Genomic DNA, 19,521 nt, shown 5'->3' with positions numbered 1-19,521 from the left:
GCAGTAGTCTCGGCAACTAACCATTGTTTGGCGCTGTTGTGAGAAGAGACGAGGGTACTCGTTGAATGTTTGTCGTGTTGCCTCATTGGGCAGGGAAGTGTTCATACTTGTTGTTGGTTGGTCGCATTCGGCGGTCAAGGTGGTTTCTGCCTTTAGGTTTAGTTCAGAAAATTAGTCAGAAATCACAGTTCTTTCTCAAGTAAGTCAGTGACTTGTGGTAAAACATAACAAACAATTTAAGCAGATTCGTAACGCTCGGCATTTTGGGTTTGAATCAGCTTTAGTGATTAGGGCACAATGTTCTGGTTAAGTGATAGCGTTACTCACTACTTAATTGGGCGTTATATGCAAAAGGTGAAAATATCAATTTTATCAGTGGGGTATGCCTCTCAATGATTTAATAATCGTTTGTTTTAGTAATACGCGGGATTTAAAAATGTTTCCAATAAAGGAGGCGTTATGAAATCCACACACCTAGATGCTGAGCAGCGTTACTCGCAAGTTAGAATGAATACGATAAAAGCTGCTCAGATCAAACTTAATAAAACTAATGAATATAAAGACATTGAGCTGAAGAGCATTGATGGAAAGTCACTAAAGTTAGCTGGATGGTGGTCTAACTCTACAAAGCGTAAAGTTGACTGGGATTGGATTGAGGGTTACGCAGCTTTTAAGTTTAGATACCCAAAACGATTTGAACTCGCAATTTGGTCAAAAGGTGAACTTCTTAGTTTATCATTAGGTCGACCAACATATTATGGGAGCTCAATGAGGTTAGATTTTATTGAGGCAAATCCAGATATATCTGGCGCAAGAGTATTCCCCGCTACACTTTTTACTATGATTACATATGCAGAATTGCTGGGTGCAACAGAAGTGCGGGTAATGAAACCAATAAATGATGATGTTAAGAAGTACTATCAATCTTTTGGTTTAACATATGTTGTTAAGGGCGATTACTTATATATGAGGTTGTGATCATGAATGAAGATAAAAATAATGTAATACAACTTAAGAAACGTTCGCTCAAACAAAAAGCTAGCGAACGGTTTCTTGAGAGCATAGGTGATCAAGTAGAGCCAGAGGCATTGGCTTCAGGTGGTAAAATGGATGATGTTAGTTCTGAATGTGAGAGCAAAGATGACCAAGAAACAGAGTGATCAGATTAAAAAATCAAAGGAAAGAAAAGTGAAGGAAGTGGACCCAAATAAAATGACTTCCCAACTAGCAATAGCACTCTATCGAGCTGCGAACCGATGCAAATTACCAGTCTAAAAATTTGCATATAACAAACTGTTTAAGAGTGATTCGCAACGCGTGGCATTTTTACTATGCGTTGTGTTTAGTGGTTAAGGTGGTTTGCGGAAGCATCGGTATTGCGTTGCTCACACCTTAACAGGGCGTTAGCTCTCATGGTAAAAAGGTTAAATATGCATAGAGGAAGAATTCAAGCTCAAGGTCATGGCTTAGAAGAGTCTGAAAGTTGGGCAATAAGTTCCCCATTGAGTCATGCTGATGGGTTAGCGAAAAAGGCTGCGTTAAAAGGAAAGTTATCTCGACGTGAACTAACAGATAGAAACGATGCATTTGCTAAAGCTAAAAAATTTATAGACAGTGCTCAAAGAGCGGGAGGTGTTTCTGCCCAAGTGTCAAAGACATATATGGTGAAAAATGACACTCAGAAAAGGGTAGATATAGAGGTTAGGTCAGGGGACGCATTTGTATAATGGCTATTTTGTATAGAAATTTTTTAAAAGATAATAAAGTATATCGTCCGAATATTGCTTATTGGCATAAGCAGATAAAGAGAATGCTCAAAGATGCTTATATTGATTTAGAAAGTGAGAAATATCTGGCAGATAGATTCGATAACGGAGAATTGTTTTTTGATGGCAATCCAATTTTTAATGCGTGGATAAAAGGGACAGGAAAGGCTTTTAGAATTATCCAAGAAGACCCTGAAGAGTTTGATGAATACTATGCATCATTTAGAAAAGAAATAGTTATCAACAACATCTATTACGAAGAACTAGTCATAGTGTTAACTTTATCTAAGGCTAGACGTGAACGTGCATTGACAGAAATCCGAGATTGGTTGAAGAGCTAACAATCTGTTTAAGAGTGATTCGCAACGCTTGGCATTTTTACTGTGCGTTGCGTTTTGTGTTTAAGGCAGTATGCGGAGGCTTTTGTATAGCGTTGCTCACACCTTAACAGGGCGTTATGTGCTTTGGTGGAAATGAATATGGAAATCACAATCAGACGTATCGAAACAGAACGTATCGAAGACAAAGGTATATTCGAGACCATGTTTAGAGAGTATCTATCTGGATTCTCAGTTGAACTAGATCTCTCAGTAACTGCTCAGCTATTTGCGTTGCCATATTTCCACGGATTTATCAGTTTTGTCGACAATAAGCCTGCTGGTTTTGCGGTTTGCTTTGAATCGTTTTCAACTTATCGTGCGCAAAGAGTGATGAATATCCATGACTTTATGGTGTCGGACAACTTTCGTGGTAAAGGTGTTGGCAAGGCACAACTGAATGGTATCGAACAGTATTGTCGTGATAATGATTACCTCAAAATCACATTAGAGGTTGGTGACGATAATGTTGCAGCTAAAAAACTCTATAGCTCATTAGACTACGAAGATTACAGAGTAGTTTTGAAAGGGCAGCACCATTGGCACAAGTACCTCAATTAGCACGCACATAACAAACTGTTCAAGAGGGATTCGCAACGCGTGGCATTTTCACCGTGCGTTGGTTTAAGTGTTTAGGGTGGCATGCGGCGGCATCGGTATTGCGTTGCTCACCCCTTAACAGGGCGTTAGCTTTACTCGGAGGTACAATGGAATTACCAACATTTAAGTATCATCCAGATCCCATTAAAACGGGTGCTTTAGAAGTTACAGATGAAAATTGTGAATGTTGTGGTGTCAGTCGTGGCTACAGGGCAACTTCTACTATTTACTCTGAGCATGACATAGAAACTATTTGTCCCTGGTGTATTTCTGATGGCTCGGCGGCGAAGAAATTCGACGGAGAGTTTGCTGATCCACATCCATTGATGAAAGCTAGACTTGATAAGTCTGTGGTGAAGGAAGTTTGCGAGAGAACTCCAAGCTATATTTCATGGCAGCAAGAAGTGTGGCTATCGCACTGTGGCGATGCTTGTGAATTTCATGGAGATGCAGAGAAGTCTGATCTATTACAGGTAAAAGACGCTGAATTAGAGGTTTTACTAAACGATCAGCTAATAGGTATTAATGAGTGGCATCAAATAGTCACTTACTATGAAAAAGGTGGAAACCCAGCAATCTACAAGTTCAAGTGTAGATCATGTGGCATATTTACTTATTCGCTGGACTTTGCGTAAAGCTAACAAACTGTTTAAGAGTGATTCGCAACGCGTGGCATTTTTACTATGCGTTGGTTTAAGTGTTTAAGGTGGTATGCGGGAGCATCTGTATTGCGTTGCTCACACCTTAACAGGGCGTTAGCAAACAAGGCGGAAATATGGAAATCCGAAAATATAGTAGTAAGTATCGAGCGCAATGTATTGAAGCGTTTGAAAGTAATATTGGTCAATACTTTGATTCATCAGAGCGTGCAGAATTTATCGAATATCTTGATGCTTTATCTGAAAGTTCTGAATACTATGTTTGCCTTGAAAGCGATAGTGAGAAATTGCTTGGTTGTGGTGGTGTCGGGTTAAAGTCATCAGTTGCTTCTTTGGCTTGGGGCTTGGTCCATAAAGACTTTCATGGTCAAGGTATAGGAACACAGTTAACTGACTTTCGACTGTCTTATATAAAGAACAATACCTCATTGCATAAGGTGAAAATCGAAACATCCCAACACACTCAAGGTTTCTACGAGAAACGTGGTTTTACAGTAACCAAAACCATCCCAAACGGTTTTGGTGCAGGAATTGATTGTGTGGTAATGGATTTATGCATAAGTCGTTGAGTTTGTTTGCTAACAAAGCGTTTAAGACGGATTCCCAACGCTCGGCATTTTCGGTTTGATTCAGCTTTAGTGTTTACGTCACAATGGTTTAGGTGTGGTGGTCTGCGTTGCTCACCACTTAACGCGGCGTTATAACTTTGAGGTGAGTTCGAGTATGGATATACAGTTTGAAGAATGGAAATCCAAGGATTTGCATAAAGGTAAGCTATTTATTACAGATGGAATCATAAAAGAAGAATTATGGCTATCATCGCCTCATAAAGTAATGTTTTTATTAAAAGAAGCATATGATAGCCGCAGAGAATCCGGTTCATGGGATTTACCAAAATTGATTAATAAACGTGGGGTTTCTGGCAGGACCTTTAAGCCAATGGCTCAATGGGCTTACGGTATTCATAAGATCCTTGATGGCCATGGCATAGTACCTTTCGTAGAAAAAGGTGATGATGTTAAAAATGCTCTGCTCTCTTCAGCGATAGTTAATCTAAAAAAAAGTAGTGGCAAAAAGTCTTCTAGCCAGAAAGATCTTATGAAATATGTGGACGAAGATTGGGAGCTTATTCGTTCGCAGATCTGTAGTATTGCCCCTCAAGTAGTCGTGTGTGGAAAAACGTGGTCATTAATTAGTGGTAAGCTTGATGATAAAGTTAAAATTAGCGACCGAGCATATATTTCTAACGGCATCATATATATAAACTATTGGCACCCATCAAATAGGTCATCAAATGTTATGAACTATTATGCTCTTTGCTCGATTGTAGAAATGGCAATAAAGGCATCGGTGAAACTAAAGTTATAACAAAGCGTTTAAGACAGATTCCCAACGCTTGGCATTTTCCATTCCATTGTTGGGTTTTGTGTTTAAGGTGGTAAGGTTAGGTTTCGTGGTGGCGTTGCTCACTACTTAACGCGGCGTTATATCCTCACGCATTCAATTTTAAAGTAGATATATGATAGAGAGAGCAAATGACGTTAATAAGTTTTGCTGACATGGAAGATAAGTTCACAAAAGAAGTGTTAGAGCAGGAAGCTTCTTGGCACCCAGACGCAGAGTTAAGTACTTTTTCAATGGCTGCTGGGTATGCGATGGGACATGGTTATAAGCAAGGTAAGGCTTATATGTTTGCTATGGATTTAATGGACAAAGGTTTGGTATTCGATGACTAAAGAACAAGATTTGGTAAGTAAAGAGAAGTTTCTAGCATTAAAGAAGTCGTTTATTGAAAATGTAGAAAGCAAAAGTGGCGGATTTGAGCCTCATGACAATTATTGCTGGAGGTCGGTGATAACAGGTTACGCGCTAGCGAATGGTTTTTCACATGATGAGGCGTATCAATTTGCGCGCGAAATGTCTCTCTAGAAAAGGTTCTGAAAGCCAATTGAGAACGGATATAACAAATTGTTCAAGAGGGATTCGCAACGCGTGGCATTTTTACTATGCGTTGGTTTAAGTGATTAAGGTGGCATGCCGCTGCTTCGGTATTGCGTTGCTCACCCCTTAACAAGGCGTTAGTTGAATAGGGAAAATCCGTGAATATTTTTGAGGCATTTCTTAATGTGCTTACGCAAGTCTGGTATCTAGTGCCTTTATTGCCCATTGTTAGCGTTTTCAAAAGTAGGTGGCTAAAAGGTGCATTCGGTGAGTTTCTAGTGAACCGTCTTTTATCCAAATTACCAGAGCCTGATTACACGCTAATAAAAGACGTAACGTTGCCGACTGGCGATGGTACGACTCAAGTCGACCATATTGTGGTTTCTAAATATGGCATCTTCGTCGTTGAAACTAAGAATATGAAAGGTTGGATATTTGGCTCGGCTCGCCAGAGACAGTGGACACAAAAGATTTACCGTCATTCCTCTAAATTTCAGAACCCACTACATCAGAATTACAAGCACATAAAAGCTCTGGAAACCTTGCTAGGTTGCAGTGAAGAACACTTGCATTCAGTTATTGTTTTCATCGGCGACAGTACCTTTAAAACCGAAATGCCTCCAAACGTTACCTACGCTCGAGGAAGTATTCGATACATTCAGCAATTTAACGATGTAGTGTTCTCTGACAAGGATTATGCTCGGTTAACAGAGTCTATAAACCAGATAAAGTTAAAGCGCGGAATCATTACGGATTTAAAGCATCGCAAACATGTCAAAGAAGTTGTTACATCCAAAGCTAGCTCAAATCAGTGTCCCCGTTGCGGCTCTGAAATGGTGTTGCGTGAAACCAAGCGTGGTGAAAATATAGGTAAACAGTTTTGGGGTTGTTCAACCTTTCCCAAGTGTAGAGCGGTGAAACAATTCAACTAACAAACTGTTTAAGAGTGATTCGCAACGCGTGGCATTTTTACTGTGCGTTGCGTTCGGTGTTTAAGGTGGTATGCGGCGGCATCGGCATTGCGTTGCTCACACCTTAACAGGGCGTTAGCTTTTTGAGGATAAACGTTGATTCTGTATAAATATATGTCGTTTAAAGCGGCTATTTCTGTTATTGAAAATTCATCGCTTGGCTTCTCTTGTCTTGAAGACTTGAACGACCCATTTGAATGCACCGCTTTTGGATTCGAGGATGGTAGTGATTCATTCGTAACTGCAAGCATGGCTACGAATGCGTGTAAAAATCGTTTTTCAAGAAACTATGGTGTGCTTTCACTTACTAGGCAACCATTGAATCCATTGATGTGGGCTCACTATGGAGACGAACATCAAGGTGTGGTAATTGGCTTTGATGCTAAATTAGCTGGATTTACAGATGAAGATGCGTGCGTCATACCTTGTCAGTATGGAGAAATCGTCTATTCGGCAACCAAGCCACATAAAAATTTGCCTACTTTAAGTAGTGAAGAACTGATGAGTATAGGAAATGGCATTAAATTTAACTCTGACTCGTTTAACCTAATCAAAAGGGCATTTTTGTACAAATCTATTGAGTGGAGCTACGAAGAAGAAGTTCGAGTTGTTAAGGACATATCAGCTCTACCGTTTAGCTACCATTTCGATAAGGGGCGCAGTAACGCTTGGAATAAAATCTCAGTAGCAGGGCGTCCATTGTATTGTTTTGATATACCAGAAAATGCTATTAAGGAAATATATTTAGGTCGGCATGTATATAAAAATGTAACTAAAAAGAATGACTTCTCCGGTGATGAACTTAAAGAGATCCTTCTCTCATGGGGACGCAAAGATTTAAAATTGTTGCAATGTAAGCCTGACGTACATTCATGGCAGTTAATAGCAGAACAATCAATCAACCAACAAAGCTAACAAACTGTTTAAGAGTGATTCGCAACGCGTGGCATTTTTACTATGCGTTGCGTTTAGTGTTTAAGGTGGAATGCGGGAGCTTTGGTATTGCGTTGCTCACACCTTAACAGGGCGTTATATGCAATGGATTGAAATGTTTATGAAAGGATTTAATAGCATCTTAACTGGTTTTTCCTGGGGAATGGGTTTCTCAGTTGCACTCATTCTAAGTGGCTTGGTTTATACAAAGTTCGTCGAACCATCACTCGGAAATATTCTTGAAGACAAAGAAATCGATGATAAAGCAATTGAGTATTTGGCAGATTTCAAAACTGCCTATGGTTTAACATTGGATAATGTCTTCAAAGATGGGGACGATGTGCGTTTGGCTGTCGTACAGGAAAACCTTACTGAAGAAGCGCTATATTCTCGTGAGGTTTTAGCATCTGCCTTCGATGTGAATGGTAACTTTATTGGTAATTGTATCGGCGAAAATGAAATCTTCATTATGCAGCCAAAGGAAACCTCTTATCTTGAAATCAAATGTGGGTTTGTGCCGTCGCAAGTCGAGCAAATCGAATCGTTTAAGTTAAGGGTTAAGCCGATTTAGTAAGCACCAGAAAATTGCATATAACAAAGCGTTTAAGGCAGATTCGCAACGCGTGGCATCTAGAGCTCAAATTAGTTTTGTGTTTACGGTGCAATGGTTTTGGTTAAGTGGATGCGCTGCTCACTACTTAACGCGGCGTTATGTGCCAAAGCGAATTTTAATAGTTGAGGATTAAATGAGTTCTAATTTCGACAAGTTCAAGTTTACAGATGAAATGGTGGCAGATTTAGAAGCAAAATTTTGTTTGGTCGCCAAAGACGCAAATTTGTATGACGTGACTAAAAACGATATCGAGTTAGAAATCTGTCACTCTCTACAGAAAGATCACTGTAATGTTACAGGTGTGTATTTTTGGGTTATGGAAATCCAATCTCAAAAATATCGTATTTATGTTGGTAAAACTAAATCCCTAAGCCGAAGACTTTCTGATTATTTTAATAATTTCCAAATCCACTCACCTAATGACTGCAAGTTAAAGTTTTTCCAAAGCTATGTGTTAGGGCAATACCCTAGTGCAAAATTTGAGCTGTATTTTATGCCGTGTGGCATTTCTGAATACACCCAGAATGAAACCCAAATGGTTAACACATTTATGCCTCTAATCAATGAAAGAGCTAGAGTTTCGCAAGATACCAAAAACAAAATGAAGCAAGCTTTTCGTGAGTACTATGATTCAGTTTTCCAAGCTAAAATAAACAAGTAATAAATGAAACAGGCACATAACAAAGCATTTAAGAGTGATTCCCAACGCATGGCATTTTTCATTCCATCGTTGAGTTCAGTGTTTACGGTGGTAAGGTTGAGTTTCGTGGTTGCGTTGCTCACACCTTAATGCGGCGTTATATTTCTATTTGAGAGGTTCACTAAATTGGGCGTTGAATATAGTAGGAAGTTAAAATCAGTAGAGATTCATATTGGTGTTGTTGGGGCGGTTATAGCGGCAATATGTGGCATTTCAACATTGTATTTTGATCACTATCAAGAGCACGAAGAAGTTAAATTTATGGTTGCAGATCTCACTTACAACGGTAGTGAAAAAGAAATAGAACTTGATATGGTGTTCGTTAATAAAGGCACAGGTGTTACAGCAGTAACAGGAATGACAATATACCGAAAATATGACAATTCTCCTTCACACATACTATTAAATAACTCTTATCCTTTTTTAATTGAAGAAGATAAACTTAGTTTGGAAAAGATATCTATTGAACTAACTGCTTCAGATTTTACTGCGTTGTCCAACCCAAGTTGTGTTCCACATCGACTTCTTTTAAAGGTTGCTCTCGTAACTAGTCAAGGTAAAGATTATACGCAAAATTTTCATATAGGTGATTTTGAAGCATTTAATAACTTTACGAGTACCAACTTAATTTTAAGATATTCAAGTCGGTGGCATGACTTCTTTGCAGATAAGTCTATTTTTTATGATTATCTTGGGAACGATGCACAAAAATCTCGCTCAATCGAAAGTTTTGAGTTAAGAAGTAAGTCCCATCGTTGTATCCCCGAAATATAACAAAGCATTTAAGAGTGATTCTCAACGCTTGGCATTTTCCATTCCATCGTTGAGTTCAGTGTTTAAGGTGGTATGGTTAAGTTTCGTGATAGCGTTGCTCACACCTTAATGCGGCGTTATGCTTTTTCTCAAACTTGTAAGTATGGACACTTTAGGTATTTAACGAATATCACTATGTATCTTTACTAAAAATGAGGCTTTTATCCCTTAATAGACGCTAACTTTTCTGAAAACCATCGCAGCTCATCAAAAATGGCGTTCTGTCTTATCTAACTTATCAGTAGTTTGATAGAGTTATGATTCGATGTGTAAGGAGGGTTTTAGATGGGAACTATAATAGGCTTGGTCATTTTAGCAGCGATAGATTGGTATCTTGTTCGTAAAACAGGACTTCATATACATCAACTCATTTCCAAAAAGTATGCCGAGCATTCGCGTAGTAAAAAACATCATAAATAAGACCTCTTTAGGCAACAGACTAACTGTATATGGCGTTGGCATTTAACCGTGCCTACTGATAGAACAAGCATAACAAACTGTTCAAGAGGGATTCGCAACGCGTGGCATTTTTACTATGCGTTGATTTTAGTGTTTAAGGTGGTTTGCGGCGGCTTCGGTATTGCGTTGCTCACCCCTTAACAGGGCGTTAGTTGCTTGGAGTTAAAATGAACATTTCGAAAAATAAAAATAAGCAAATCAATGCTCTAATTGAAAAGTGTAAATCTAAACAAGGCGAATACCTTCCTTCACATCATGGTTCTGGGAGCTGGGCTACCACATACTCCACTGAGTTTATCAATGCCGCTAGTGAGTTGTATGTCCTCTTTCAAGATCTTGGTCTTGGTGACCCTCTATATTTGCTTTCAAATAAACTCAGGGCAGCAGGTATTCGCTCATGTCGTGGCGCAGAATTCCACGTAGACCGCGTGGACTATTTATACAACACTCACCTGCGTTTTCGAATTGAAGAGTTGCGTGCAAAACAGAAAAAGAAGCCAGTTCATAACAAGGTTGCGTGTACGTATTGTGATAAAATGGTGGTTGATATCACTCAACACGTCAGTCAATCGCACCCCGAGTCTTGGCTCGAATTTTACGCAAGGTCTGGCGTAAACCTAAAAGGTAAAACTAGGTGTTCCTCTTGCGGTTCATTCTTGAAATCAATGGATGGGCATAAAGAAAAGTGCCTGAGGACGTTAGAAGTTCGCAACTAACAAACAATTTAAGAGTGATTCAGCACGCTTGGCATTTTTGGTTTGGGTTAAGTTCAGTGATTACGGTGCTCAAGTGGAGTGTCGTGGTCGCGTGCTTCACACCTTAATTGGGCGTTAGCCGTCATGGAGCTTGCTATACTCAAAGTGATAGAATAGTATCACTTTAGTATTCCTTTGGAGCAGATCTCATGAAAGTAGAACTAGTTACATCACTCAAACGTCAAGCAACTAAGATCCTCGCCGATCTCCACGACACCAAAGAACCAGTGTTAATTACTGAGCATGGTAAGCCATCCGCGTATCTCGTTGATGTTGATGACTACGAGTTTATGCAAAATCGTTTAGCTATTCTTGAGGGTATTGCACGAGGTGAGCGTGCACTAGCTGACGGTAAAGTGGTAAGTCATGATGAAGCCAAGGACAAAATGTCAAAATGGCTGAAATAATCTGGACTGAGCCAGCGTTATCTGACCTCAACGATATCGCTGAATACATCGCAATTGAAAATATCGTAGCTGCAAAGCAGTTAGTGCAAACGATCTTCTCCAGAGTCGAACGCCTACAAATTTTCCCAGAGTCAGGCCGTATTCCACCCGAGCTAGAACATTTAAGTTATCGTGAAGTTGTCGTTAATCCATGTCGTGTTTTCTATAAACAAGACGGTGACAAAGTGTTTATTCTGTTTGTTATGCGTGCAGAGAGAAATTTGCGTAAGTTCTTGTTGAGTAAGCAATAACCTTTAGGAATGAGCGGCTAACAAACTGTTCAAGAGTGATTCGCAACGCGTGGCATTTTCACCATGCGTTGGTTTAAGTGATTAAGGTGGTATGCGGGAGCTTCGGCATTGCGTTGCTCACACCTTAACAGGGTGTTAGCACTCAGAATCATGCAACAGGGAGGTTTTATGTTTCCATTAGAGGTATTTGTTACTTATACGTTGGCTTGTTTACTGTTAGTTATTTCGCCCGGGCCAGACAATTTGCTCGCAATCGGTCGTGGTTTAAGTCAAGGTCGACTGGCGGCAGTCATGTCGGGCATGTCTTCAGGGGCGGGGATCTTGTTTCATGTCGTCGCAGCTACATTCGGGCTAACTCTTCTAATTCAAACCTCTGAAGTAGCGTTCTACGTAGTAAAACTCGTTGGTGCTGCTTACTTAATTTGGTTGGGTGTGAAAGTTCTTCGTTCGAGAAATCTGTTTTCATTGGAACCGGCGAAAAAGCAGTCACTGAAAGTTATCTTCTCAACTGGCTTTCTATCTGCGGCGCTTAACCCGAAGCCAGGTATGTTTGTCCTTGCTTTTGTACCTCAATTTGTAAACCCAAGCTTAGGGTCAGTGACAACTCAAATGATCGGCTATGGAGTCTGGTTTGCGGTATTAACTGCAGTTGGCTTTAGTTTAATGGGTGTTTTCTCGTCTCAACTGTCTGAGTGGTTTAGAAACAAACCTAAACTGGTGTCAGGGTTAAATATTGGTGCAGGTATCACATTCGTTTCTTCTGGATTAGCAGTGGCGTTTATGAAGCAGCGATAATCTAAGTGCTAACAAAGCATTTAAGAGTGATTCGCAACGCTTGGCGTTTTCGCTTCGCTCAAGAATAGCCAAGCGTCGCTCACACCTTAATGCGGCGTTAAGTGTCAGAAGGAGAAACAATGGCAGCGAATGGTGCAATATACATACAAAGAGATAGTGTCGATCTAAAAGACGTATTCGACGATGTGAAAAGTGACAGGGGTATATTTAGAAAACCGACGTACTACGATGTAAAGTTAGGCGGCGATGTTGTTCGATTCAATATTATGGAGCCCTCAGAAATTCCCCATCATATTAATGGCTTTCTTGGGTATATCGCATCTCTGGACAACAGTGACGATAGAAAAGAGCGTACTAGTTACGCAATTAGCCATACCAAAGTTGTACTTGGACTTGTTTCTGATACGGACTTTGAAGATAACCACAATATTTGGCAAAGCCTATTTCAGATAGCTGATAGATATGACGGCTTTGTTTTTGTTTATGACAGTGTGCTTTTACCTAATGGTGCAGCCTTGGTTGGACCGTTGGTGCAATCAGACACTTAACAAAGCGTTTAAGACGGATTCCCAACGCATGGCATTTTCGGCTTACTTCAGTTTAAGTGTTTATGTCACAATGGTTTAGGTTGGGTGGTTTGGCGTTGCTCACCACTTAACGCGGCGTTATATGCTTTATTTGATTAGGTAGTTCAAATGAGTAGAAAGAAATTTATGGAGTCTGTGGGTGCAACCTGCAGAAACTGGAACTGGAGTTGGTCATTCGTTAATCACGATGAAAAATTCGTGGTTTTTGGTCATTGGGATGTACACAAAGATGGCTTAATCTTTGATGAAAGTTGGAAAGGTGCGGGGAGAAAGCAGTCACTCGAGCACGTATCTCTCATTCAGGAGCATGGGTACAGTTTAAAAACGTTCCCAATGCAGTACGATGAAACAGATACTGGTACCGCCAAAATTAAAAGTTTCGACTGGATTCTTGAGGATAAGCATTTAGCGGGAGTAGGTGGTCTTTGGTATGCGTTAAGCCCCTCTGAACACGAGGTTGTCACAGCTATAGAAGAGGTTGTTAACCCCGAGACTTACACTGAGGGTGCAACGAAGAGAATCTCTGTAAATGCATATGAACGTAACGCTGATGCTAGAGCTAAGTGTATATCTCATTATGGGTGCAAGTGTTATGTTTGCAACTTTGATTTTCAAAGTGTTTATGGTGATATCGGTAAAGGTTTTATACACGTGCACCACGAAGTTGCTCTTGCTGACATAAAGCAAGAGTATGATGTTGATCCTATCAATGACTTAAAGCCTTTATGTCCTAATTGTCATGGAATCATACACAGAACACATCCGCCGATATCTGTCGATGCTTTAATTTCCCTGTTAGGTGACAAGGTTTAAGACGCATATAACAAACTGTTTAAGAGTGATTCGCAACGCGTGGCATTTTTACCATGCGTTGCCTTTAGTGTTTAAGGTGGTATGCAGGAACTTCAGTATTGCGTTGCTCACACCTTAACAGGGCGTTAGGCATCAGAGGATTAATAATGAAATTTGAATTCGGAGACTTATATAAATTTATAGTCTCTTTGGGAGTAGTCTTAATTACTATTTCAATTATGGTACCTTGGTTCTTTCTCAAAGAACCTTTCGATTTGTTCCGACCTGTGAATGAGATAAATGCTCTTTCTGAAGTCGCTAAGTCTGTTGTTGAGGAAAGGCAAAATACAATTTCTCTCATAGTTCAACTCATTCCGTGGTTCTCTCTAATTGGATCCACTATAGGTAGCATCCTTATTTATTTCGGGCTTAAGAATTGGTATTCGAATCAGGTTCATATAGATGAGCAAACTAGGTTAGACGTAGAGATTAAAAAACAGTCTCTTCGTGATGCTACAAAAGATGAAATTGAAGAGAAAGAAACGGCAGAGTATCAAGAACTACAAGTTGCTGAAAACTCTAGTGTGGATACATATCGAGTAAACTCCTTTAGAGGGCAGTATTCAGAAGTTGAAGAACTTGTGTACTCCAAGTTTTTGAATGCTTATCAAAGCAAGTATGAAGTTAGCCATAATAAAATGATTGCAGGAGTAGAACTAGATATTCTATTAAAAGGCAAGCACATGCTCACTAAAGACTACATAGTAGAGGTGAAGTATATAAGAAAAGGCTTTAATTTTGGTTGGCTCCGCGAAGCGTATCTAAAAAATATTTACGCTAAGAGCGTTTACTCTCAAATGACCAATAGACTACCTAACACGCTGTTGCTAATCATTATTAATGAAAATGCGTACGATGAAGTGAAGTATAAAAAGCTACTTCAACGACTAAGTAGTGAGACAATAGGTAGAAGTGGAAAAGATATTGTTCGTGTAATTACGAAGCAGGAACTGACAAGCATTAATAGTGCAGATCTGCAAGAAAAGGTGTCGATAAATGCCTAACAAACTGTTTAAGAGTGATTCGCAACGCGTGGCATTTTTACTATGCGTTGCGTTTAGTGTTTAAGGTTGTATGCGGTGGCATCGGTATTGCGTTGCTCACACCTTAACAGGGCGTTATGTTTGCCAGCGGAATCGAAAAACTAATGTAATTCAATGTTATATGATAATTAGAGCTTTCGACTGAGCTCCAGAAGCCTACAACTGGCGTTATGATGAATATCATACTGAAATTACCCTTGTTGCATATTCGCTAACTAGGGACACAGAGATGCATACGCCCATCAAATTCTATATTTCTTTACCTTTTGACTTGTTCAGGCTCGGACGCAAAACTAAGGCAAAGTTTGATTACATTCGAACGAGTCCTCCACGAGATATGGAGGCTGTATGGGATTTAAAAATATACAATAAAAACGGAATTGAGTTCGTTGATTGTAAATCCGGAGGGCTGTCTCTCTTCAATTATCGAAACCCTCGTTTTGGTACGTTGTGGTGGAAGATTCCACAACATACTAAAATGCCAAATGGTTTGCATGTTTCGTTGGACGAAGGTGGAAGTAAAGGGAAGCATCATTTCACAATTCGTCCGCTTCAAGATATGCCTCTTAGTTTATATTTGACAAAATTACAGCAGTTAGAATCTAGTGCCAGACCATGTTTTATTAATTCTCCAAACTCACAGGTAGGTTGAAATGTTCAATGAAAAAGAGCTCCGTTATATCAAGCTGTGCTTAAAAGAAAAACTAGAAAGAGAGCATGCTCTGTTATCCCAATTGGACGAAGACAGTGATGAGTATATGGAAAAAGCAAATGATCTTATGGTACTAGACTCTTTGATCGCCAAGCTTAGCCAATAGGCAAACATAACAAAGCATTTAAGAGTGATTCCCAACGCTTGGCATTTTCAGCTTCGCGTTGGGTTTCGTGTTTACGGTGGTATGGTTAGGTTTCGTGGTCGCGTTGCTCACACCTTAATGCGGCGTTATGTTTTTAATCAACTCCAAGGATTTAGGAGGGTAAAGTGATAAGTCTATTTGAAATGGAACCTGGTTGTTTTGAGCTGTTTCGTGAAAACTTTATACGAGAATACGCTGGTTCTATCAGCTCCAATTATGGCTATTCTGAAAGGAAATCTTTTGAGTTCGCTTCCCTAGACTTCGAGATGAGACTACCCAATAAGCTTGATACTGACGGTAACTATGTCTGTTCGATTAAATTGGGGGAGCTATCTATAGGTCATCTTTGGTACATAGAGAGTGTAGAAGACTCAACCGCTTTTATTTGTGACTTCTTCATAGAGCAAAAGTATCGCAACTCAGGTTATGGCGAATTAGTAATAAAAAACCTTGAATCCCGCCTCAAACAAAGTGGTATTACAAGGTTGAAGCTCCATGTTGCAAATGGCAATAATGGTGCTTTAAGGCTGTACACTCGTCTTGGGTATGGGATCACAGGGCATAATCTATTCAAAAAGTTTGATTAGCTCGATGAACACCAAAACATAACAAACAATTTAAGAGCGATTCGGCACGCGTGGCATTTTTACTATGCGGTGGTTTTAGTGATTAAGGTGGCATGCGGGAGCATCGGTATGGCGCGCCTCACACCTTAATTGGGCGTTAGTACGGGTTTGACATCAAAGGTCATAAGTTTTGGTGTTTATCTGTTTTTGCGCTCGTCTTTACACCTTTCAGTTTGTACCTTTCACGTTCTTTCCGGTGGCACTATATGCAGAGTGTTTGCTTTGATTTCACCGTTTACGGTTTCTAACTCTTAGCCTATTTCTTTGGCGCTTCTTCTCTTTCGTGGTCTTTACTACGTCAGAATTGTCTTTCTTTGGTGCTACCGTTGGAGTGCGAGGATCGAATCCTTTTATAATTTGAAGCCATTGAAAGTAGGGCAGTTCAGTGCATTTTTCTTCTAACCAACTTTCGTGTTTCAATCGGGGTAAAGTTTTGTAGCTGCCCGTCTCACTTCAGTGTTCAAAGCCTTTCATATCATGCAACTTTTCAATATCTTGGAGTGCATAAATAGAAGTAGCGCATGTACTAACAAATTGCTTAAGCGTGATTCGTAACGCGTGGCATTTTTACTTTGCGGTGGTTTATGTGATTAAGGCGCCGTGCGGTAGCTTTTGTATTGCGTTACTCACACCTTAGCAAGGCGTTAGCAAATTTATTCGACATCCAACTCACATGGAGGAAAAGTAAGTGGAAACAGATAGAGATTCGATTATCGAATCGCATAGGCTCGCAAGCCCAGGTCTTCGTTATTTAGGACAAATCATTGATGGTGCAATAAGTGCCGCAATATTCATTTTCTTTCTTTGGCTCGGTACATTAATTGGTTTATCCCAAGACTCATCTGGCTTAATCGCCTTTTCTGCCGCTGCTTTTTATTTCCTACTTTCTGATGGTTTCGCAAAGGGTCAAAGCCTTGGTAAGAGGCTACTAGGTATCTCAGTTATAGATTCAGTTACAGGAAAAAGTTGTAGTTTTCCTCAGTCATTTTTCCGCAATGTTTTGACACCAATAATCGGCGTGATTGACGCGATCTTTATTCTAGGTAGAAGAAGACAGAGATTAGGTGACAAACTGGCGAAAACAATCGTTGTAGTAAATTAGCTAACAAACTGTTCAAGAGGGATTCGCAACGCGTGGCATTTTTAATATGCGTTGGTCTAAGTGGTTAAGGTGGTATGCGGCAGCTTTGGTATTGCGTCGCTCACCCCTTAACAGGGCGTTAAATGACCTTTCAAATCGGTGCAACTTAATGTAATCGAGGTATGATGTATATTGAGTTAGCGCGAACTAAAGATATTGGTAAATCGCATTTACGCTTTGAAATTCTATACTCACTCGCACTCATATGAGAGCAAAGGGGCAAACTATGGAATTTGAGTGGGATGAGAACAAAAACTTAATAAATTTGGCAAAACATAGAATTGATTTTGCTGATGCTGTACACGTTTTTCTTGATGCTAGCAGAATTGAAAGAGAAGATACACGCTATGACTATGGTGAAGCTAGGTTTCAAACGATTGGCAAGACAAAATATGGTATCTTGTTTGTGATTTATACAGAGAGGCAATCAAGTGGTAATATTAGATTAATCTCAGCACGTAAAGCTAACTCTCGTGAAAAAAAATCTTATGAGAGAGGTTTTATGAAGCCATACTCTCAGGTGGTGTAATATGACAATCAAAAAGGTATCAATTGAGAATTTGAAGTTCTCTCGCGGGCAAACTGACAAAAAGCAACTTGAAGCGCTATCTGATAGAGAAATTAATGAGGCAGCCCTCAGTGATCCAGATAGTGTCGTTCCAACCGAAAAGGAACTTGAAGCGTTTGGTACACCAAAGGAGAGAGAGCATGACAAAGACAATTAAACTTTCAGACGTTCAATCACTCAAAGGCAAAACGAACTGGCTCTATTTAAAAAAGTCAGATGAAAGTAGCAAACCAAGCCAAATAGCACCAGAGATTCGTCAGCATCATTTAAACCAAATGAAAAGACCGAAGTCATAGGTCATTTAACAAACTGTTTAAGAGTGATTCGCAACGCTTGGCATTTTTGCTATGCGTTGCGTTTCGTGTTTAAGGTGGTATGCGGGAGCTTCGGTATTGCGTTGCTCACACCTTAACAGAGCGTTAGGCATCAAAGGTTACAAATGTACAGCTCGATATTGATAATATTGTATGGTCTTTTGGTTTCACTTGGTGCAGTTTCGGGTACTTGCACACAGGGAGATGATGGACGTTTTTATGCTTCGATAATGTATGGCTCAGTACTGTTCATTCTCATCATAGTCAGGCTTCTTCGAGAAAATAGAGGTTCAATATCTATATGGATTAAGCCCTTAATTGCCTTGTTGGCTGCTATGTCGGTAACTTATTTCTGGGCTCCTTTTGTAATTGAAACGACCATTGAAGGTCATCATTTGTGTGGCAAAGAATTTGATTCTCATTTGGTAGCGTCTGATGTCTGGTTTAGAGGCATACCAACGCTTCATATTGTTTTCTCGTTGGTTATTTTCATGCTTTCATTTTGGAAGTTAATTAGGTGCAAAACGGGTAAGTAGTTTGTGGTGACAAGATGCCTAACAAACTGCTCAAGAGGGATTCGCAACGCGTGGCATTTTTGCTATGCGTTGGTTTAAGTGATTAAGGTGGTGTGCTGCAACATCGGTATTGCGTTGCTCACCCCTTAGCAGGGCGTTATGTGCCACCAGAGTTTTGAGGCAATAAATTGAAGTATAAAGACTTGTCGAAAATTGCACTAGATCCATATAGCACAGATAAGAGTATCGATTTACTCAAGCTGCATGGGGTTAGTGCGCCTGATTCTGTGATTGAACAGTTTTATATTGATCATAATGCCAACAGTCGCTTTTTAGCTCTCTACGGTGATCTATCACTTCCTGATCTAAAGTGGGAGCTAGTTGATTTTGATACGACGAAGTTTTTGCAGATAGGTAGCAATGCTTCATTTCCTGATTTTCTTGAGGAGGTATCTGAAGATGCAGCGCATTTCAACGACGTCGGAGAGGCAGTGATTGATTGCCGAGAGGAAGTACTCAATCATTGGAAAAAGCATGGTACTTGGTTAACTCCACCGATATTTCTAGATGCAAATGTTCTTGGTGGTAAATCTGGCATACCTCATTTAGTTGAGGGGCATTCAAGGGTTGGGTGCCTGCTTGGTATTCAAAAATATAAAATCATTCCTTTGGCTGACAGGCACAAAGTGTATTGGGGCTCTCTTCGCAAAGGCACATAACAAATTGTTCAAGAGTGATTCGGCACGCGTGGCATTTTTGCTATGCGTCAGGTTTAGCGGTTAAGGTGGTATGCAGAGGCTTCTGTATTGAGTGCCTCACACCTTAACAAGGCGTTATGCAGCCTCTCCAAATCAGATTATTATCAATAATAGATAATAAAATTAAGCAGTTATTCACAATCTTATCAACTCTATGGTCATTTAGACTGAAAGCGAGTGT

General features: G+C 39.9%; 30 protein-coding genes. All 30 read left to right on the top strand.

What is annotated here, in order from left to right:
- Positions 1-459 precede the first annotated feature (459 nt).
- Positions 460-978 carry a hypothetical protein gene (locus J4N37_RS09060; RefSeq protein ID WP_009696804.1) on the top strand — a complete coding sequence of 173 codons (519 nt, stop codon included), beginning with the start codon at positions 460-462 and terminating at the stop codon, positions 976-978.
- Between the two features lie 2 nt (positions 979-980).
- Positions 981-1,160, top strand: coding sequence for a hypothetical protein (locus J4N37_RS09055; protein ID WP_009696803.1), 180 nt, complete (start codon positions 981-983; stop codon positions 1,158-1,160).
- Between the two features lie 252 nt (positions 1,161-1,412).
- Positions 1,413-1,727: a hypothetical protein gene (locus J4N37_RS09045; RefSeq protein WP_140366113.1), complete on the top strand. Its 315-nt coding sequence runs from the start codon at positions 1,413-1,415 to the stop codon at positions 1,725-1,727.
- Positions 1,727-2,107, top strand: coding sequence for a hypothetical protein (locus J4N37_RS09040; protein ID WP_140366112.1), 381 nt, complete (start codon positions 1,727-1,729; stop codon positions 2,105-2,107). The genes J4N37_RS09045 and J4N37_RS09040 overlap by 1 nt, the downstream gene beginning before the upstream one ends.
- 138 nt (positions 2,108-2,245) lie before the next feature.
- Entirely contained in the window at positions 2,246-2,704 is a 459-nt protein-coding gene (locus J4N37_RS09030) for a GNAT family N-acetyltransferase (RefSeq protein ID WP_252040653.1), read from the top strand.
- 146 nt (positions 2,705-2,850) lie between these two features.
- Positions 2,851-3,378 carry a CbrC family protein gene (locus J4N37_RS09020; RefSeq protein WP_059678521.1) on the top strand — a complete coding sequence of 176 codons (528 nt, stop codon included), beginning with the start codon at positions 2,851-2,853 and terminating at the stop codon, positions 3,376-3,378.
- Positions 3,379-3,518: 140 nt separating this feature from the next.
- Entirely contained in the window at positions 3,519-3,971 is a 453-nt protein-coding gene (locus tag J4N37_RS09010) for a GNAT family N-acetyltransferase (protein ID WP_252040598.1), read from the top strand.
- 154 nt (positions 3,972-4,125) lie between these two features.
- Positions 4,126-4,770, top strand: coding sequence for a hypothetical protein (locus tag J4N37_RS09005; RefSeq protein WP_010448835.1), 645 nt, complete (start codon positions 4,126-4,128; stop codon positions 4,768-4,770).
- A gap of 167 nt (positions 4,771-4,937) precedes the next feature.
- Positions 4,938-5,138, top strand: a complete 201-nt coding sequence (locus J4N37_RS09000) for a hypothetical protein (RefSeq protein ID WP_206974492.1) — start codon at positions 4,938-4,940, stop codon at positions 5,136-5,138.
- Positions 5,131-5,331 carry a hypothetical protein gene (locus J4N37_RS08995; RefSeq protein ID WP_025543657.1) on the top strand — a complete coding sequence of 67 codons (201 nt, stop codon included), beginning with the start codon at positions 5,131-5,133 and terminating at the stop codon, positions 5,329-5,331. Before J4N37_RS09000 ends, J4N37_RS08995 begins: the two co-directional genes overlap by 8 nt.
- A 170-nt stretch (positions 5,332-5,501) precedes the next feature.
- Positions 5,502-6,275 carry a nuclease-related domain-containing protein gene (locus J4N37_RS08985; RefSeq protein ID WP_252040643.1) on the top strand — a complete coding sequence of 258 codons (774 nt, stop codon included), beginning with the start codon at positions 5,502-5,504 and terminating at the stop codon, positions 6,273-6,275.
- A gap of 135 nt (positions 6,276-6,410) precedes the next feature.
- Complete coding sequence (locus J4N37_RS08975) at positions 6,411-7,229, top strand: DUF2971 domain-containing protein (RefSeq protein ID WP_252040641.1); 819 nt, start codon at positions 6,411-6,413, stop codon at positions 7,227-7,229.
- A gap of 118 nt (positions 7,230-7,347) precedes the next feature.
- A complete protein-coding gene (locus J4N37_RS08965) occupies positions 7,348-7,818 on the top strand; it encodes a metal ABC transporter ATPase (protein ID WP_252040639.1) in 471 nt (156 codons plus the stop codon).
- Between the two features lie 175 nt (positions 7,819-7,993).
- On the top strand, positions 7,994-8,521 hold the full coding sequence (locus J4N37_RS08960; protein WP_252040637.1) for a GIY-YIG nuclease family protein: 528 nt from the start codon (positions 7,994-7,996) through the stop codon (positions 8,519-8,521).
- A gap of 165 nt (positions 8,522-8,686) precedes the next feature.
- Entirely contained in the window at positions 8,687-9,334 is a 648-nt protein-coding gene (locus tag J4N37_RS08955; RefSeq protein ID WP_252040635.1) for a hypothetical protein, read from the top strand.
- Positions 9,335-9,999: 665 nt separating this feature from the next.
- Positions 10,000-10,548 carry a hypothetical protein gene (locus tag J4N37_RS08945; protein ID WP_252040634.1) on the top strand — a complete coding sequence of 183 codons (549 nt, stop codon included), beginning with the start codon at positions 10,000-10,002 and terminating at the stop codon, positions 10,546-10,548.
- 188 nt (positions 10,549-10,736) lie between these two features.
- The gene (locus tag J4N37_RS08940; RefSeq protein WP_005448240.1) at positions 10,737-10,994 is read left to right on the top strand and encodes a type II toxin-antitoxin system Phd/YefM family antitoxin; all 258 of its coding nucleotides are present in this window, start codon (positions 10,737-10,739) and stop codon (positions 10,992-10,994) included.
- Complete coding sequence (locus tag J4N37_RS08935) at positions 10,982-11,284, top strand: type II toxin-antitoxin system RelE/ParE family toxin (RefSeq protein WP_222327475.1); 303 nt, start codon at positions 10,982-10,984, stop codon at positions 11,282-11,284. The genes J4N37_RS08940 and J4N37_RS08935 overlap by 13 nt, the downstream gene beginning before the upstream one ends.
- Before the next feature lie 168 nt (positions 11,285-11,452).
- Positions 11,453-12,079, top strand: a complete 627-nt coding sequence (locus J4N37_RS08925) for a LysE family translocator (RefSeq protein WP_025527508.1) — start codon at positions 11,453-11,455, stop codon at positions 12,077-12,079.
- A 119-nt stretch (positions 12,080-12,198) separates the two neighbouring features.
- On the top strand, positions 12,199-12,627 hold the full coding sequence (locus tag J4N37_RS08920; RefSeq protein WP_045388715.1) for a hypothetical protein: 429 nt from the start codon (positions 12,199-12,201) through the stop codon (positions 12,625-12,627).
- 147 nt (positions 12,628-12,774) lie between these two features.
- The gene (locus tag J4N37_RS08915; RefSeq protein ID WP_046874576.1) at positions 12,775-13,479 is read left to right on the top strand and encodes an HNH endonuclease; all 705 of its coding nucleotides are present in this window, start codon (positions 12,775-12,777) and stop codon (positions 13,477-13,479) included.
- A gap of 146 nt (positions 13,480-13,625) precedes the next feature.
- Positions 13,626-14,522 (top strand): hypothetical protein, encoded by an 897-nt coding sequence (locus tag J4N37_RS08905; protein ID WP_252040632.1) that lies wholly within the window; start codon positions 13,626-13,628, stop codon positions 14,520-14,522.
- A 268-nt stretch (positions 14,523-14,790) separates the two neighbouring features.
- Positions 14,791-15,213 carry a Tse2 family ADP-ribosyltransferase toxin gene (locus tag J4N37_RS08895; protein WP_025527504.1) on the top strand — a complete coding sequence of 141 codons (423 nt, stop codon included), beginning with the start codon at positions 14,791-14,793 and terminating at the stop codon, positions 15,211-15,213.
- Position 15,214: 1 nt separating this feature from the next.
- Entirely contained in the window at positions 15,215-15,379 is a 165-nt protein-coding gene (locus J4N37_RS08890) for a hypothetical protein (RefSeq protein ID WP_162836306.1), read from the top strand.
- Positions 15,380-15,543: 164 nt separating this feature from the next.
- Positions 15,544-16,005: a GNAT family N-acetyltransferase gene (locus J4N37_RS08885; RefSeq protein WP_017817956.1), complete on the top strand. Its 462-nt coding sequence runs from the start codon at positions 15,544-15,546 to the stop codon at positions 16,003-16,005.
- A 727-nt stretch (positions 16,006-16,732) separates the two neighbouring features.
- Entirely contained in the window at positions 16,733-17,146 is a 414-nt protein-coding gene (locus J4N37_RS08870; protein WP_038871220.1) for an RDD family protein, read from the top strand.
- Positions 17,147-17,411: 265 nt separating this feature from the next.
- Entirely contained in the window at positions 17,412-17,714 is a 303-nt protein-coding gene (locus tag J4N37_RS08860) for a BrnT family toxin (RefSeq protein WP_038899751.1), read from the top strand.
- A gap of 1 nt (position 17,715) precedes the next feature.
- Positions 17,716-17,910: a hypothetical protein gene (locus J4N37_RS08855; RefSeq protein ID WP_038899752.1), complete on the top strand. Its 195-nt coding sequence runs from the start codon at positions 17,716-17,718 to the stop codon at positions 17,908-17,910.
- A complete protein-coding gene (locus J4N37_RS08850; RefSeq protein WP_155397188.1) occupies positions 17,894-18,049 on the top strand; it encodes a hypothetical protein in 156 nt (51 codons plus the stop codon). The genes J4N37_RS08855 and J4N37_RS08850 overlap by 17 nt, the downstream gene beginning before the upstream one ends.
- 721 nt (positions 18,050-18,770) lie before the next feature.
- On the top strand, positions 18,771-19,301 hold the full coding sequence (locus J4N37_RS08835) for a hypothetical protein (RefSeq protein ID WP_252040630.1): 531 nt from the start codon (positions 18,771-18,773) through the stop codon (positions 19,299-19,301).
- Positions 19,302-19,521 lie beyond the last annotated feature (220 nt).

The organism is Vibrio sp. SCSIO 43153, from assembly GCF_023716625.1.
GTDB classification, from domain to species: Bacteria; Pseudomonadota; Gammaproteobacteria; order Enterobacterales; family Vibrionaceae; genus Vibrio; species Vibrio rotiferianus.
This window is presented reverse-complemented; position numbering and strand designations above follow the sequence as displayed.

Excerpts from the sequence above, each read along its gene's own strand:
- J4N37_RS08890 (WP_162836306.1), top strand. The coding sequence starts at position 15,215 with ATGTTCAATGAAAAAGAGCTCCGTTATATCAAGCTGTGCTTAAAAGAA.
- J4N37_RS08855 (WP_038899752.1), top strand. The coding sequence starts at position 17,716 with ATGACAATCAAAAAGGTATCAATTGAGAATTTGAAGTTCTCTCGCGGG.
- J4N37_RS09020 (WP_059678521.1), top strand. The coding sequence starts at position 2,851 with ATGGAATTACCAACATTTAAGTATCATCCAGATCCCATTAAAACGGGT.
- J4N37_RS08945 (WP_252040634.1), top strand. The coding sequence starts at position 10,000 with ATGAACATTTCGAAAAATAAAAATAAGCAAATCAATGCTCTAATTGAA.
- J4N37_RS08860 (WP_038899751.1), top strand. The coding sequence starts at position 17,412 with ATGGAATTTGAGTGGGATGAGAACAAAAACTTAATAAATTTGGCAAAA.
- J4N37_RS09045 (WP_140366113.1), top strand. The coding sequence starts at position 1,413 with ATGGTAAAAAGGTTAAATATGCATAGAGGAAGAATTCAAGCTCAAGGT.
- J4N37_RS08995 (WP_025543657.1), top strand. The coding sequence starts at position 5,131 with ATGACTAAAGAACAAGATTTGGTAAGTAAAGAGAAGTTTCTAGCATTA.
- J4N37_RS09055 (WP_009696803.1), top strand. The coding sequence starts at position 981 with ATGAATGAAGATAAAAATAATGTAATACAACTTAAGAAACGTTCGCTC.
- J4N37_RS09060 (WP_009696804.1), top strand. The coding sequence starts at position 460 with ATGAAATCCACACACCTAGATGCTGAGCAGCGTTACTCGCAAGTTAGA.
- J4N37_RS09040 (WP_140366112.1), top strand. The coding sequence starts at position 1,727 with ATGGCTATTTTGTATAGAAATTTTTTAAAAGATAATAAAGTATATCGT.
- J4N37_RS08935 (WP_222327475.1), top strand. The coding sequence starts at position 10,982 with ATGGCTGAAATAATCTGGACTGAGCCAGCGTTATCTGACCTCAACGAT.
- J4N37_RS09030 (WP_252040653.1), top strand. The coding sequence starts at position 2,246 with ATGGAAATCACAATCAGACGTATCGAAACAGAACGTATCGAAGACAAA.
- J4N37_RS08905 (WP_252040632.1), top strand. The coding sequence starts at position 13,626 with ATGAAATTTGAATTCGGAGACTTATATAAATTTATAGTCTCTTTGGGA.
- J4N37_RS08925 (WP_025527508.1), top strand. The coding sequence starts at position 11,453 with ATGTTTCCATTAGAGGTATTTGTTACTTATACGTTGGCTTGTTTACTG.
- J4N37_RS08915 (WP_046874576.1), top strand. The coding sequence starts at position 12,775 with ATGAGTAGAAAGAAATTTATGGAGTCTGTGGGTGCAACCTGCAGAAAC.
- J4N37_RS09010 (WP_252040598.1), top strand. The coding sequence starts at position 3,519 with ATGGAAATCCGAAAATATAGTAGTAAGTATCGAGCGCAATGTATTGAA.
- J4N37_RS09000 (WP_206974492.1), top strand. The coding sequence starts at position 4,938 with ATGACGTTAATAAGTTTTGCTGACATGGAAGATAAGTTCACAAAAGAA.
- J4N37_RS08920 (WP_045388715.1), top strand. The coding sequence starts at position 12,199 with ATGGCAGCGAATGGTGCAATATACATACAAAGAGATAGTGTCGATCTA.
- J4N37_RS08895 (WP_025527504.1), top strand. The coding sequence starts at position 14,791 with ATGCATACGCCCATCAAATTCTATATTTCTTTACCTTTTGACTTGTTC.
- J4N37_RS08940 (WP_005448240.1), top strand. The coding sequence starts at position 10,737 with ATGAAAGTAGAACTAGTTACATCACTCAAACGTCAAGCAACTAAGATC.
- J4N37_RS09005 (WP_010448835.1), top strand. The coding sequence starts at position 4,126 with ATGGATATACAGTTTGAAGAATGGAAATCCAAGGATTTGCATAAAGGT.
- J4N37_RS08850 (WP_155397188.1), top strand. The coding sequence starts at position 17,894 with ATGACAAAGACAATTAAACTTTCAGACGTTCAATCACTCAAAGGCAAA.
- J4N37_RS08960 (WP_252040637.1), top strand. The coding sequence starts at position 7,994 with ATGAGTTCTAATTTCGACAAGTTCAAGTTTACAGATGAAATGGTGGCA.
- J4N37_RS08965 (WP_252040639.1), top strand. The coding sequence starts at position 7,348 with ATGCAATGGATTGAAATGTTTATGAAAGGATTTAATAGCATCTTAACT.